Source organism: Qipengyuania sp. YIM B01966 (assembly GCF_016461955.1).
In the GTDB taxonomy this organism is placed as follows: domain Bacteria; phylum Pseudomonadota; class Alphaproteobacteria; order Sphingomonadales; family Sphingomonadaceae; genus QFOP01.
Genome location: NZ_JADMNM010000016.1, coordinates 1 through 12,911 on the forward strand (window position 1 = coordinate 1; position 12,911 = coordinate 12,911).

General features: G+C 63.6%; 12 protein-coding genes and 1 pseudogene. 10 read left to right on the forward strand and 3 right to left on the reverse strand.

The window, feature by feature from the left end:
• Window positions 1-205: 205 nt before the first annotated feature.
• The 7 genes from ILT46_RS11565 (at window position 206) to ILT46_RS11595 (ending at window position 7,635) form a co-directional block, all read left to right on the forward strand.
• Window positions 206-1,960, forward strand: coding sequence for a PHA/PHB synthase family protein (locus ILT46_RS11565; RefSeq protein WP_199504809.1), 1,755 nt, complete (start codon window positions 206-208; stop codon window positions 1,958-1,960).
• A 3-nt stretch (window positions 1,961-1,963) separates the two neighbouring features.
• Entirely contained in the window at window positions 1,964-3,385 is a 1,422-nt protein-coding gene (locus ILT46_RS11570; protein WP_199504801.1) for a bifunctional enoyl-CoA hydratase/phosphate acetyltransferase, read from the forward strand.
• Entirely contained in the window at window positions 3,382-4,575 is a 1,194-nt protein-coding gene (locus ILT46_RS11575) for an acetate/propionate family kinase (protein ID WP_199504802.1), read from the forward strand. The genes ILT46_RS11570 and ILT46_RS11575 overlap by 4 nt, the downstream gene beginning before the upstream one ends.
• Window positions 4,576-4,736: 161 nt before the next feature.
• Window positions 4,737-5,795 carry a phospholipase A gene (locus ILT46_RS11580; RefSeq protein WP_233397228.1) on the forward strand — a complete coding sequence of 353 codons (1,059 nt, stop codon included), beginning with the start codon at window positions 4,737-4,739 and terminating at the stop codon, window positions 5,793-5,795.
• 179 nt (window positions 5,796-5,974) lie between these two features.
• The gene (locus ILT46_RS11585; RefSeq protein ID WP_199504804.1) at window positions 5,975-6,508 is read left to right on the forward strand and encodes an HdeD family acid-resistance protein; all 534 of its coding nucleotides are present in this window, start codon (window positions 5,975-5,977) and stop codon (window positions 6,506-6,508) included.
• A 50-nt stretch (window positions 6,509-6,558) separates the two neighbouring features.
• Window positions 6,559-6,969: a DUF2147 domain-containing protein gene (locus ILT46_RS11590; protein WP_021246273.1), complete on the forward strand. Its 411-nt coding sequence runs from the start codon at window positions 6,559-6,561 to the stop codon at window positions 6,967-6,969.
• A gap of 81 nt (window positions 6,970-7,050) precedes the next feature.
• Window positions 7,051-7,635: a hypothetical protein gene (locus ILT46_RS11595; RefSeq protein ID WP_021246272.1), complete on the forward strand. Its 585-nt coding sequence runs from the start codon at window positions 7,051-7,053 to the stop codon at window positions 7,633-7,635.
• 84 nt (window positions 7,636-7,719) lie between these two features.
• Here the strand turns inward: ILT46_RS11595 and ILT46_RS11600 are convergent, their stop codons facing one another.
• Both ILT46_RS11600 and ILT46_RS11605 read right to left on the reverse strand, forming a co-directional pair.
• Entirely contained in the window at window positions 7,720-9,222 is a 1,503-nt protein-coding gene (locus ILT46_RS11600) for a phospholipase D family protein (RefSeq protein ID WP_199504805.1), read from the reverse strand.
• A gap of 44 nt (window positions 9,223-9,266) precedes the next feature.
• Window positions 9,267-10,124: a universal stress protein gene (locus ILT46_RS11605; protein WP_199504806.1), complete on the reverse strand. Its 858-nt coding sequence runs from the start codon at window positions 10,122-10,124 to the stop codon at window positions 9,267-9,269.
• Window positions 10,125-10,263: 139 nt separating this feature from the next.
• Here ILT46_RS11605 and ILT46_RS11610 point away from each other — a divergent pair, with 139 nt between their 5' ends.
• Window positions 10,264-11,346: a L,D-transpeptidase gene (locus tag ILT46_RS11610; protein WP_199504807.1), complete on the forward strand. Its 1,083-nt coding sequence runs from the start codon at window positions 10,264-10,266 to the stop codon at window positions 11,344-11,346.
• Between the two features lie 121 nt (window positions 11,347-11,467).
• Window positions 11,468-12,118 carry a hypothetical protein gene (locus ILT46_RS11615; protein ID WP_021246268.1) on the forward strand — a complete coding sequence of 217 codons (651 nt, stop codon included), beginning with the start codon at window positions 11,468-11,470 and terminating at the stop codon, window positions 12,116-12,118.
• Window positions 12,119-12,146: 28 nt separating this feature from the next.
• On the opposite strand, the pseudogene ILT46_RS12470 reads toward ILT46_RS11615, so the two are convergent.
• Window positions 12,147-12,332, reverse strand: a pseudogene (locus ILT46_RS12470) (DUF7079 family protein); the annotation flags it as partial.
• A 230-nt stretch (window positions 12,333-12,562) separates the two neighbouring features.
• Between ILT46_RS12470 and ILT46_RS11620 the strand changes: the two are divergent.
• Window positions 12,563-12,911: transposase (locus ILT46_RS11620; protein WP_199504808.1), on the forward strand; the 349-nt coding region annotated here is incomplete at its 3' end.

The following is a 12,911-nucleotide window of genomic DNA, read 5'->3' on the forward strand; positions in this document are numbered from 1 at the left end:
CTACACCACCCCGTGGGACACGACCTTGCGACTGGCCGTCAGACAGCCGTCCGGTCGCAACCAAGCCTCCATGCGGCTTGCATTCTATCTTACCTATGCAGTACCGTTCGGCATAAGAAAAACCGGGAGGGGCGGCCCAAACATCTGCTGTGGAATCCTGTCGGAGAGACGAGGCACCTTCCAGCGGAACTCGGAGTATATAGTCATGGCCACGTCCCCTCCGCCTTCCGACGATCCGCTGGACGGAATCAGCGAAACGCTCGACCGCACGGCATCGGCGGCCATCGCGCAGACGACTTTCGGCCTTTCGCCGGCCACGCTCCTGCTTGCCATGGCCGATTGGGGGATTCATCTCGCCACGTCGCCGGGCAAACAAATGCAGCTTGGCGCCAAGGCCATCCGCAAGCATGCCCGGCTTTTCGACTATCTGCAGCGCCGCATGGAAGACAGCGAGGCCGAACCGGCCATCGAACCATTGCCGCAGGACCGGCGCTTCGCCGATCCCGCCTGGAAAGAAATGCCTTTCAATCTCATCGCGCAGGCTTTCCTGCTCAACCAGCAATGGTGGCACGCCGCGACGACAGGCATTGGCGGTGTCTCAAAACATCATGAAGACATGGTGGAATTCGCCGCACGGCAGATGCTGGACATGCTCGCGCCGACCAACTTTCTCGCCACCAATCCCGTTCTCCAACACAAGATCGCGGAAACAGGTGGCCAATGCCTGGTCGACGGCTTCCGGCACCTGGTCGAGGACATGCAGCACATGGCGCGCGGCCTGCCGCCGGTCGGCGCCGAAGCCTTTCGCGTGGGCGAAAACGTCGCCACGGCCAAAGGCAAGGTCGTCTACCGCAACAAGCTGATCGAACTGATCCAGTATGAACCGACCACGGACAAGGTGCGGCCCGAGCCAATCCTGATCGTGCCGGCGTGGATCATGAAATATTATATTCTCGACCTGTCGCCCGAAAACTCGCTGGTCCGCTGGCTGACGGCGCAGGGCTTCACGGTGTTCATGATTTCGTGGCACAATCCCGGCAGTGCCGACCGTGACCTCGACATGGACGCCTACCGGTACCTCGGACCGATGGCGGCGCTCGATGCGGTGACGGCGATCACCGGCGCGCCGGGCATCCATGCCATGGGCTATTGCCTGGGCGGCACGCTGCTCTCGATCGCGGCCGCGGCCATGGCGCGCGACGGAGATGACAGGCTCGCCAGCGTCACACTGCTGGCCGCACAGACGGAATTCAGCGAGCCGGGGGAATTGGGCCTGTTTATCGACGAAGGCCAGCTCAACCTGCTGGAGAACATGATGTGGAGCCGGGGCTATCTGGACAGCAGCCAGATGGGCGGCGCCTTCCAGGTCTTGCGTTCCAACGACCTGGTCTGGTCGCGTGTGCTCGCCACCTATCTGATGGGCGAGCGCGAACCGATGAACGACCTCATGGCCTGGAACGCCGACGGTACACGGATGCCCTATGCCATGCACAGCCAGTATCTGCGCCGCCTGTTCCTCGACGACGACCTGGCAGAAGGAAAATACCGGGTGGATGGACGAACCATCAACCTTGCATCCATCCGCAAGCCGCTGTTCGTGGTCGGAACCGAGCGCGATCATGTCGCGCCGTGGCATTCCGTCCACAAGATCCACCTGCTGACCGGGGCCGATATCACTTTCGTCCTGACCAGCGGCGGGCACAATGCCGGCATCGTTTCCGAACCGGGCCACAAGGGCCGCCGCTACCGCGTGTTGACCCGCGAGGTCGACGGCACCTCCTACGATCCCGAAGAATGGGAAGTGCGTGCCGAACAGAAACAGGGATCGTGGTGGACGCAATGGGGCGAATGGCTGGCCGCGCGTTCGGGAGAACCTGGTGCGCCGCCGCCCATGGGCGCACCGGACAAAGGCTATGCGGCGATCGCCGATGCTCCCGGCCATTATGTGCTGGAGCATTGAGCAATGGCTGACGGAACCATGATCGAGAACCGCACCTTCGACGAGATAAAGATCGGCGACACGGCCAGCATATCGCGCACGCTGACCGAAGAGGACATCCAGCTTTTCGCGCTCGTGTCCGGCGACGTGAACCCGGCGCATATGGACGCCGACTATGCCGCGACCGACATGCTCCGCCGCGTCATCGCGCACGGGCTATGGGGCGGCGGCCTGATCTCCGCCGTGCTTGGCACCGAACTGCCCGGCCCCGGCGCGATCTATCTCAGCCAGTCGCTGAAATTCACGCGGCCGGTGGGCCTTGGCGACACGATCACGGCGTCGGTGACGGTGGCGGAAAAACGCTCGCACCATGATATCCTGTTCGACTGCCGCTGCGTCAACCAGGACGGCGAGGAAGTCATCAGCGGCCAGGCCGAGGTCAAGGCGCCGACCGAGAAGGTCCGGCGGCCCCGCGCGGCGCTGCCGGAAGTCAGCCTGCGCGACCATGACGGCTACCGCAAGCTGATCGAGATGACCGCCAATGGCGTGCCGGAACCGACGGCGGTGGTTCATCCCTGCAGCGCCGCCGCCATGACGGCGGCGATCGAGGCGGCCGAGGCGAACCTCATCGCGCCGATCCTGGTCGGGCCGGAAACGAAGATCCACAAGGCCGCGCAGGACGCGGGCAAGGACATTTCCGCATTCCCCGTCGTGCCCGCCGCCCACAGCCACGAAGCGGCGGCAAAAGCCGTGGAACTCGTGCGCGGCGGCGAAGCGAAGCTGCTGATGAAAGGCTCGCTCCATACCGACGAACTGATGGGCGCCATCGTGCGTTCCGCCACGGGCCTGCGGACCGAACGGCGGATCAGCCATGCCTATATCATGGACGTGCCGGGCCATCCGACGCCGCTCATCATCACGGATGCCGCGATCAACATCGCCCCGACGCTCGATGAAAAGGCGGACATCATCCGCAACGCCATCGACCTTGCCCATGTCATCGGCATCGAGAAGCCGAAAGTGGCGATCCTTTCCGCCGTGGAGACGGTCAATCCCGCGATGCAATCCACGCTGGACGCTGCCGCCCTGTGCAAGATGGCGGATCGCGGGCAGATCACGGGCGGCATTCTGGACGGGCCCCTGGCTTTCGACAACGCGATCAGCGAAGCCGCCGCCAAGGAGAAAGGCATCGTCTCGCTGGTGGCGGGCAAGGCCGAAATCCTCGTCGTGCCCAACCTGGAAGCGGGCAATATGCTGGCCAAGCAGTTGACGTTCTTGGGCGGCGCGGACGCGGCGGGCATCGTGATGGGCGCGCGCGTGCCGATCATCCTCACCAGCCGGGCCGACAGCCTGCGCACCCGCCTCGCCTCCTGCGCCGTCGCGGTGCTGATGGCGCGCGCCGCCACCAAGGCCGCGCCCGGCCTGCCGGGAGCGGCGAGCGCATGAAAGCCGTCGTCGCCATCAACTCCGGTTCGTCCAGCATCAAGTTCTCGCTCCTCACGCTCGATGGCCGGGGCGGGCTGACGCTCTCGGCAGGCGGCAAGATCGAGAAGATCGGCATCGCGCCCAGCCTACGGGCGCGCTCCGCAACGGGTGAAATCCTCATTGAGCGGGACTGGCCGGACGGCGCCGCGCTCACGCATGCGGACCTGCTGGCGGACCTCTTCGGGTGGGCGGGAGACCATCCGCTGGAAGGGCAGGACGTGATCGCCATCGGCCATCGCGTGGTGCATGGCGGCCTGGACTTCGTCACGCCCCGCCTGGTCGATGCCGACCTGCTGGACAGGCTGGAAACGCTGTGCCCCCTCGCCCCGCTGCATCAGCCGCACAACCTCGCGGCGATCCGCGCGATCGCGAAGCTGAAACCCGACCTGCCGCAGGTCGCCTGCTTCGATACGGCCTTCCACCACGACAAGCCGGACGTCGCCTCGCGCCTGGCCATCCCGCGCAAGTTCCACGATCAGGGCATCCGCCGCTACGGCTTTCACGGCCTGTCCTATGAATATGTCGCAATGCGTCTCGCGGAGATCGACCCGGCGTTGGCCTCGGGCCGCGTGATCGCGGCGCACCTGGGCAACGGCGCCAGCCTCTGCGCCATGCAAGGCGGCGAGAGCATCGACACCACCATGGGCTTCACCGCGCTCGACGGCCTGGTGATGGGCACGCGCTGCGGCACTATCGATCCCGGCGTGATCCTGCACTTTCAGCTCCGCATGGGCATGAGCGCGGCCGATGTGGAGGACATGCTTTACCGGCAGTCCGGCCTGCTCGGCGTGTCCGGCCTGTCGAGCGACATGCGGGCGCTCGCGGCCAGCGATGCGCCGGAAGCGGAAGAGGCGATGGCGCTGTTCGCCTGGCGCGCCGCGCGAGAGGCGGCCGCCCTCGCCTCGTCGATCGGCGGGCTGGACGGCATCGTCTTTACCGCCGGGATCGGAGAGAACGACGCCGCGATGCGCCAGCGTATCTGCGCACGCCTCGCATGGCTGGGCGTGGAACTGGACGAACAGGCGAACGCCGCCGGCGCCCCGCTTGTCAGCACGCCCGGCAGCCATGTCGCGGTGCGCGTCATTCCCACCGACGAGGAACGGATGATCGCGCTCCACACCTTGCACATTCTAGGGGAGAATCCATCATGAGGCGCGCGATGAACCTTGCCACCATCGCGCTTGCCGCCCCTGCCACGGCCCATGCCGCATCGCCCGTCGAAATCCTCATCAGCGACGCCGGGCAGGAGGACGAAACCGGCGCTGTCCTAGTCGATCTGCGCCTGCTCAATGACAGCGGCAATCCGCAGGGCATGGCCCTTCCGGACCGCATCGAAGCGCAGGTGGAGCAGGGCGGCGCCTCTCGCACCGCCTGGCTGGAACGCATGGCGACGACGCCTCCAAACCCGATCATTCCACCTGGCGGTTTCACGCGCGCGACCTACCGGCTTGCGCGGACGACCAATCTGTCGCTGGAAGGCGCCGCGATCTCCGTTCCCGCATGGGGCACGCGGCAGATCACGCTGGCATTGCGGCCCGCGGACCAAGGGGCGCAAATGGCAGCGAACATGGCCGTGCAATCCGGGCCTCCCAACGCACCGGGGATGGAAAACAAGGCCGTGCCGCCTCCCTCGGACCGAACGGCGGGCAATGCCTTTTTCGCCAACCTGTCGGCCTATGAGCCGATCTATGCCGTCTATGGTCCGGGCACCGACAGCGCCGCGCGCATCCAGATCAGCTTCAAATATCGGATTTTCGGAACGAGACGCGCCCAGGGCTTGCCACTTTCCTGGCGCGACGGACTGCATTTTGCCTATACCCAGCGCATGTTCTGGGATCTTGGCGCGGATTCCTCGCCGTTTCGTAACATCGACTATCAGTCGGAACTCTTCTACCTGACCCCTTCAGCTACGTTGACACGCGGCATCTCGCTGAGCGCACAGGGCGGCTTTCGCCATGAATCCAACGGTCGCTCCGGTCTCGATTCCCGCAGCCTCAACACGCTCTATGTGGCGCCGATGGCCGCCTTCCCACTGGGCGGCGGCTATCGCCTGTCGGTAGCTCCGCGCTTCTCCCTCCTTGTCGGCGACAAGTCCGACAATCCCGATATCCGCCGCTACAGAGGCAATAGCTCGCTCTTCCTGGAAGTCGGAAAAGATGATGGCCTGCGTCTTACGACATCCACGCGGTTCAGCGTCTCCAGCGGCAAAGGCGCACTCGCCGCCGATCTTTCCTATCCGCTCTCGCGGCTATTGGGCGGGGGACCCGACTTCTATCTCTTCGGCCAGAGCTTCATCGGCTATGGCGAGAATCTGCTCGACTATGATCGCCATACGACCCGTTTTCGTCTGGGCGTGGCACTGGTGCGTTGAAACCCGCCTTCATGCACATCACGCACTTGAGCGAAGCCTCCTGCGACATCAGCGCTTCCTGCTCGACTTGAGGTTGCACTCTGGCAATAGTCGACACGCTCACAGCAAAAGTTCCGAGTCACCAAGAAGGAGCCCTTCACATGCCGTCACAATCGAGGCGCTATTCCAGCCCCTATGGTATGGCCGACCCGGCATTGGAGACCAGTTGGGGCTGGGTCCTGGCTTATGGGCTGCTCGTGATCCTGATCGGCGTTTTTGCGCTCCTCAACCCAATCGCGACGGGCTTCGCGACAGGTGTTTTCCTTGCCGTGGCGCTCCTCATATACGGAATACTGGCTATCGCGGCCGGGTTGTCCTCGCTCTCCCGGCGCGCACGCTGGATCGAGATCCTCCTCGGCGTGCTGAGCCTCGTCGCGGCCGCCATCACTTTCTTCAATCCCTTCGCCGGGGCCTTGACGCTCGTCGCGCTGATCGGCGCCTGGTTGCTCATCATCGGCGTTTTCGAAATCGTCGGCGCATTCCAGTCTGCGCATGACCGGGGCTGGCGCCTGCTACTCGGCGTTCTCGACACTGTTCTGGGCGGTCTCATCCTGTTCAGCGATCCCGCGACCGGACTTGCCTTCCTGGCATTGGCGGTCGGCCTGAGCTTCCTGCTGCGAGGAACCTTCCTCATCATCCTCGCCATGGGTCTGCGCCGCATCGGTAAGCTATAGACTTAGTGCGGCAAGGGTGCCCTGCCCCGAACAACAAAGGAAACGCCAGGATGATCGGAGGATACAAACCGCTTTCGGTCTTGCTCATCCTGGCGGCAACGGTCGGAAATGCTCCGGCATCGAGCATTTCCGGGACTATCTGGCGCAACCCTGCAAACAGTGTGCATATCCGCGCGCAACCGTGCGACGACAGGATGTGCGGTGTCGTCGTCTGGGCTAACGACAAGGCGAAAGCCGATGCGCGCAAGGGCAGCCCGGATCCTCTGGTGGGCGCACAGCTGTTTCGTGATTTCGAGCAGGAGCAGCCCGGCGTGTGGCGCGGCCGCGTTTTCGTGCCCGATATCGGCCGGACCTTCACTGGGCGCGTCACGGTACTCGACAGCAACAGGCTCGAGGCGAACGGCTGCCTCGTCGGGCGCATCGGGTGCCGGTCGCAGATCTGGACGCGCGTCGAGAAGTAGACGCATGGATTGACAGGCTGAAAGACACCTCTCCCATCCGGCTCGCTGACCCTGCGCAAATGCGATAACGCCGAAGGCGAAATGACCGCGTGCCTGATTCTCTTCCTGATCGTCCTTGGTATCAACCTGTTGCCCGCGTTCGGTCCCCCGACATGGTCGATCATCGTTCTCTATGGCCTGACGACCGATCTGCCTGTCGCCTTGATCGTGTTCATTGGCGCGCTCGCGGCCGCTCTTGGACGTTTGCTGCTTGCCTGGGGCTTTCGATTTCTCAAGGACTATTTGCCCGCGAAACAAAAGCGCAACCTCGAAGCAGCGAAAAAAGTCGTCGAGGACCGCCCGAAAAGCGCGATTTTCGGGCTCGCGTTGTTCGCGCTCTCTCCGCTTCCCTCGGCGCAACTGTTCGAAGCGGCCGGCCTTGCGGGTATCAGGCTGGGGAAGTTCACAGCAGCGTTTTTCGTCGGGCGTCTCGTCTCCTATTCGATCTATGCCGCGACAGCAGGCGTGATCCGCAAATCGAGCCTGGGTGACGTCTTTACCGAGCGCCTCACCAGTCCGTGGGGCATCGCGATGCAGATCGGCATGATCATCCTGCTTGCTGCGCTCGCCCAGATCGACTGGAGCAGATTTCTGCGCTCCGACAACGATCCGCGCTCAAGCGCATGATCTCAAGGAAACAGGTCCCCGTCGCAGACGGTCCATTCGTCGGCAACACGCAAAATTGAAGACGGCGCCGAAAGCCTGCTTGGGTCAAAGCTGCGATTCCAGCGGCAGAAGGCCAATGGCCTGTGCGGTTAGTCTGCGCCAGAACGAGGCTTCCGGTTCCCGGTCGTATCGGACGGGCACGCCGTTCCGGCTCCCGGCCCATGCCACGTCGCCATCCGACGTCAGACAGACCTCATAGCTGCGGGAGGGCGCGGTATCGCGCTGCCAGATGGCAGCCATCTTCCGGGCCAGGGCCTCGGACTCGAAGAGGACGCCCATTTCCGTGTTGAGGGAAGCCGAACGAGGATCCAGGTTCATCGAGCCGATGAACCCCATATGCCCGTCGGCAGTGAAAGCCTTGGTGTGCAGGCTTGCCCGGCTCGATCCTCGCAGGGAAAAGTCCCGCTCCTGATGCTCGGGGCGCAATTCCCAGAGCTTGATCCCTGCCTCCAGCAGCGGAACACGGTAGCGCGCATAACCGCCATGGACCGCGGCGACATCGGTTGCCGCAAGAGAATTGGTCAGGACCGAGACCGAAACCCCCTTTGCCGCAATCGCGGCGAGCGCCGCCGTGCCTTCCTCGCCGGGGATGAAATAGGGTGAAGTGATTTCAAGCCTTTCCCGCGCCGCATCGAAGACCGGCAGCAGGTCGTGCATCAGCCAGTTCTTGCCCTCCTTGCCCAGCACCTTGCGCGGCGGATCGGCGATCACGCGGGCGGCGCGAGTCCAGTCGGGCCGCGTGGTCTCGGGATCGAGAAGCGAGAGCCGTTTGACGATACGCTCCAGATAGGGGCGCGCGGCAGCCTCATTGGCAGCGTTGCCCAATTCGGCGGCGATCCGCGTCAGCGCCGCGCCAGGATCTTTCAAGGGCGAAAGCCTATCGACCGGCAACGCCAGGCCGCTGTTCCAGTAATCGTCGAAGATCTTCTCTGTCTGGGCGACGGCTGGCCCCATCACCAGCACGTCCATGTCGCGGAAATTGGTTTGCGTCGCGGCATCGAAATAGGCGTCGCCGATATTGCGCCCGCCAAGGATGGCAACGCGACCATCGGCGATCCAGGCCTTGTTGTGCATGCGCCGGGTCACGCTGAAGGCGCGCAGCATCATTTCGATGCCGCGCCGCAAGCCGCCCTGCCGCGCCCGGGTCGGGTTGAAGATACGGATCTCGATATGCGGATGATGCGCCATGGCGATCATCGCATCAGATGTATGGCTGGTGCCGATGTCGTCGATCAGGATCCGCACCCTGACGCCGCGATCGGCCGCGGACAGGGCCTCGGCCAGAAGAAGGCGGCCGGTCAGATCGTCGTGCCAGATGTAATACATCAGATCGAGCGAGCGCTCGACCTTGCGCGCCGACAATCCACGTGCCGCGAAGGCGTCGAGATTCTCGTCCAGCAAAAGCAGGCCGCTCTCACCGGGGTGCGCATCCGTCGTGGCGCCGATACGCTGATCGAGCGGCGTCCGGCCGCGTTCGATCGACAGTGCGTAGGAAGGCTCCCCCTGCGCGCGACTGGCGAACAGGCCGTAGACCCAAGTCGCGAGCATCGACGCCGCGACCAACCCCAGGCAGGCAAGGATGACGATCCGGATCAGACGGCAGCATCCGCCTGCGGCTGCTGGCGCACGAGCAGGACATCGCAATCGAGACGGCTGAGCAGCGCCCGCGCCGTGCTGCCGAGCACCGCCACCGTCAGGGCCGATCGACCGTGCGTTCCGATCACGGCCAGGTCGGTTTCGCTCAGCTTCACATGATTGCGGACAACCTCGCAAACCTCGCCATAGTCGACATTGATATCCAGCCTGTCGCGTGCGTCGGCGGGCAGATCGGTCCTGTCCAGAAAGGCATCCAGATCATAGGCTATCCTGGCCTGCAGCGCAGCTGCCGGCCCTTCCCGGCCCCGAAGTGCCTCCAGCGGCACGTGATAGGCGTGAACGAGAGTGATCTCGGCAGCGGGGAATGCGGCCATGGCCGTGCGAAGCGCCTGGGCCGAGCAGCCGGAGAAATCGGTTGCGACCAAGACCCGGCGATAGTGGTGCTGGGTCTTTTCCTTCACGATAAGCACCGGCGCATGAGCATGGCGTATCATGCGCTCCACGGTCGTGCCGATCAGGAAATCCCCGATATCGTCATGGCGCGAGATGCCGGTCACGATGAGATTCGCCCCGCATGCGGTTGACGCTTCCAGCACCGCCTGCGAGACGGCGCCGGTGGCGAGGCGTGTCTCGACCGGAATATCCGGGTCCGCCACCTCCGCCCGCAAGCGGGCATGAAGGCGACTCTCGGCGGCCTGCAGTCCGTCGAGCATGTCTGCGGGATCGGGATCCCTCTGAACGTGGAGAAGAACCAGATGTGCGCGCCACTCGCTCGCCAGCTGTATCGCGCGGTCGCGGGCTCGGTCGCAGCGACCGCTAAAATCGGTTGGAAACAGAATCGTTCGCGGGGTCATATCGACGCAACATAGCAGCAGTGGTCCGCCAACCAAGGAACGTGTCGCCGTGTATTTGCAGGACGGACAGAAATGTTCTTCGACAAGGATTCCCTGGCCGTCGCGAAGCAGACCGATATTATGGCCTGATCAGAAGAGGATGGATAAGATCACAACACCAGACATCATATTGCGAACCCCGACGCTCACTGCCGTGGCAACGGCCGGCGCATCCCACGCACCATCGACACGCTTCTCGCGCCGAACGCTTCTTGCCGGCACCATGACTGCCGCGCTCTGCCTGACCGCCGCTCCGATCCGCGCTATGGCGCTTGATCCAGGATCGATCGCGGCGAGCGTGGAAGCGTTACGGCCAGGAGAGTTCCTGTGGGCGCCCGAAGCGGCTCCCGATGGTCCGGTGGTCATCATCGTCAGCCTCGCCAGGCAGCGGGCCTATGTCTATCGCAACGGCGTCCTGATCGGCATCTCGACCGTTTCCACCGGCGCAGCCGGCCACGAAACGGCCACCGGGGTTTTCACCATCCTCCAAAAGAAAGTCGCGCACAGATCGAACCTCTACAATGACGCGCCGATGCCCTACATGCAGCGCCTCACCTGGGACGGGATTGCCATGCACGCCGGCAATCTTCCGGGCTATCCCGCCTCGCACGGATGCATCCGGTTTCCCCTGACGTTCGCCGAGCACCTCTATGATGTCACGCAGCTTGGCCTGACGGTCATCATCACGCAGGCGAGCGAGATTCCGCGCTTTGCCCCAGCTCCCCGTATCCTGCAGGATACGGCCCGGCGCTCGTCGTTCGGGAATGCCTTTTTGACGGTCTGGCAGCCAGAGAAAGCACTCACAGGGCCGATCTCCATAATCGTCAGCGCGGCGGACCAGCGCGCCGTGGTGTTGCGAAACGGCATCGAAATCGGTTCGGCGCCTGTCGCCATCCGCGGCAAGATCTCCGGCCTTCAGGCCTTCAACCTCGCCTCCATCGACGAACACCGGACGCATTGGATGTTCCTCCCTGTATTTGGCGGTGCACAGACGGGGGAAGTCTCGCGGCAGGACCGGGAGCGGCTAATCCTTCCCGAGGACTTCAGACGGGACCTGTTGTCGGTGCTCAAACCGGGAAGCACGCTGATCGTCACGGCCGATACCCTCGAAAGCGGGAGTACAGGCACATCCCTGACCGTGCTCACGGGCGAGGATGCCCAAGCGGATACAAACGAACGATGACGTTGTGCAATCCCGACTTCGCGTCCATCGCAGCGTCTTACCGCCTGATTCCAAACAATCCCCTGCCGTAATTGCGAAGACCGGCCTAATTACGACATACTCACCAGAGGATTTGACTTCGATGTCCCGATCATTGCGCGTTCCAGTTTCCCTTGCCGCCGCCATCCTGCTGGGGCTGTCCTCGGCGGCTCCGTCACTGGCTGAAACCGCGCCCGCTGCGCCGCCTTCGGCCGACGCCACGGCAATCGCGGTACCCGACGGATTTGAGTTGGCGCCGGACGGCACAACTCTTGTCCACGTGGCCAGCGGCCTGCGCTTCCCGGAGGAATTCGAGGGCTTTACCCGCCTCAGGGAACGGGCATTCGATCCGGGCGGCGAGTATATCGCCATCGGCTACGACCGGCCACTCGGCACCGGCGACGATCGCATCGTGGTGCGGATGGCGGTGGTCCATATCGACCAGATGCCGCCACGCGACCACTATATGATCATGCGTCAGGCTACGATGTCCCATTTTGCCGCGCCGACCATCGTGTCGGAAGGACCGGCGACGATCCCAACCAATCGCCGCCTCAAGGCCTATCGCGGAACTTTCACCGGCTATCGCGACGGCAAACCATGGCGTTCCAGCCTGACGACAGTCGACTATGGCTATTGGAGCGGACGCATGACGGCCGCCTATCCCGAAAGCGAAGCTGCCGAAGCTGAGAAATATCTTGGCGTGCTGCTGGCGGAAATCCGCGCGCAGCGCCCAAAGGCGCCGAAACGGTAGACTGGGGACGATGCCCGCGCGAAACCGCTCACTTTGACGGAGCAAGCAGCGAGAGGAGGCGCCGCCAATCTTGTTCGATCATCCGCCAGCGAAAAACGGCAAGCATGTGGGTCAGCAATCGGGAAAGATAATTCCTTTCCCGTGATCGGGCTACGATTTCGTGGACCTCCCTTTCGGTCCACGGCTTCCATTGTCCAGCGACGGCGATCATGTTCGAGCGGAAGGCCGTATCGCTTCATCTCGCAATATACGCTCGGTTTCCGTTATCCGAATGGGGATTGCCGCAGTTATTGAGCGACGCAGTGCAAGTTATCCTTGCCCAGTTCGGCTCCCGTTCCGCTATTTCCTGGGTTGGAAGCTGATGCGGCTTGTAAGCCCCTCTAGGGTCAGGACCCATTGATATGAGCGTCGCGATCTGATTCAGGCTCCGTGAGGAGACCGTGGATGAGCGACCTGTATTGGCTGACGGATGAGCAGATGGCGCGTCTGCAACCGTATTTCCCCAAGAGCCACGGCAAGCCGCGGGTGGATGACCGTCGGGTGCTGAGCGGCATCGTGTTCGTCAATCGCAACGGGCTGCGCTGGTGTGATGCACCGAAGGACTATGGCCCGCACAAGACGCTCTACAATCGCTGGAAGCGGTGGGGCGAGAGGGGCGTCTTCCTGCGCATGATGGAGGGTCTGGCGTCCGCAGAGACACAGCCTACGACCGTCATGATCGACGCGACCTACCTGAAGGCACACCGCACGGCATCGAGCCTGCGGGTTAAAACGTATGGCCCGCCCCGTCGGC

Coding starts and splice junctions, on each gene's coding strand:
- ILT46_RS11565 (WP_199504809.1), top strand. CDS start 206: ATGGCCACGTCCCCTCCGCCTTCCGACGATCCGCTGGACGGAATCAGC.
- ILT46_RS11570 (WP_199504801.1), top strand. CDS start 1,964: ATGGCTGACGGAACCATGATCGAGAACCGCACCTTCGACGAGATAAAG.
- ILT46_RS11575 (WP_199504802.1), top strand. CDS start 3,382: ATGAAAGCCGTCGTCGCCATCAACTCCGGTTCGTCCAGCATCAAGTTC.
- ILT46_RS11580 (WP_233397228.1), top strand. CDS start 4,737: ATGGCCCTTCCGGACCGCATCGAAGCGCAGGTGGAGCAGGGCGGCGCC.
- ILT46_RS11585 (WP_199504804.1), top strand. CDS start 5,975: ATGGCCGACCCGGCATTGGAGACCAGTTGGGGCTGGGTCCTGGCTTAT.
- ILT46_RS11590 (WP_021246273.1), top strand. CDS start 6,559: ATGATCGGAGGATACAAACCGCTTTCGGTCTTGCTCATCCTGGCGGCA.
- ILT46_RS11595 (WP_021246272.1), top strand. CDS start 7,051: ATGACCGCGTGCCTGATTCTCTTCCTGATCGTCCTTGGTATCAACCTG.
- ILT46_RS11600 (WP_199504805.1), bottom strand. CDS start 9,222: ATGCTCGCGACTTGGGTCTACGGCCTGTTCGCCAGTCGCGCGCAGGGG.
- ILT46_RS11605 (WP_199504806.1), bottom strand. CDS start 10,124: ATGACCCCGCGAACGATTCTGTTTCCAACCGATTTTAGCGGTCGCTGC.
- ILT46_RS11610 (WP_199504807.1), top strand. CDS start 10,264: ATGGATAAGATCACAACACCAGACATCATATTGCGAACCCCGACGCTC.
- ILT46_RS11615 (WP_021246268.1), top strand. CDS start 11,468: ATGTCCCGATCATTGCGCGTTCCAGTTTCCCTTGCCGCCGCCATCCTG.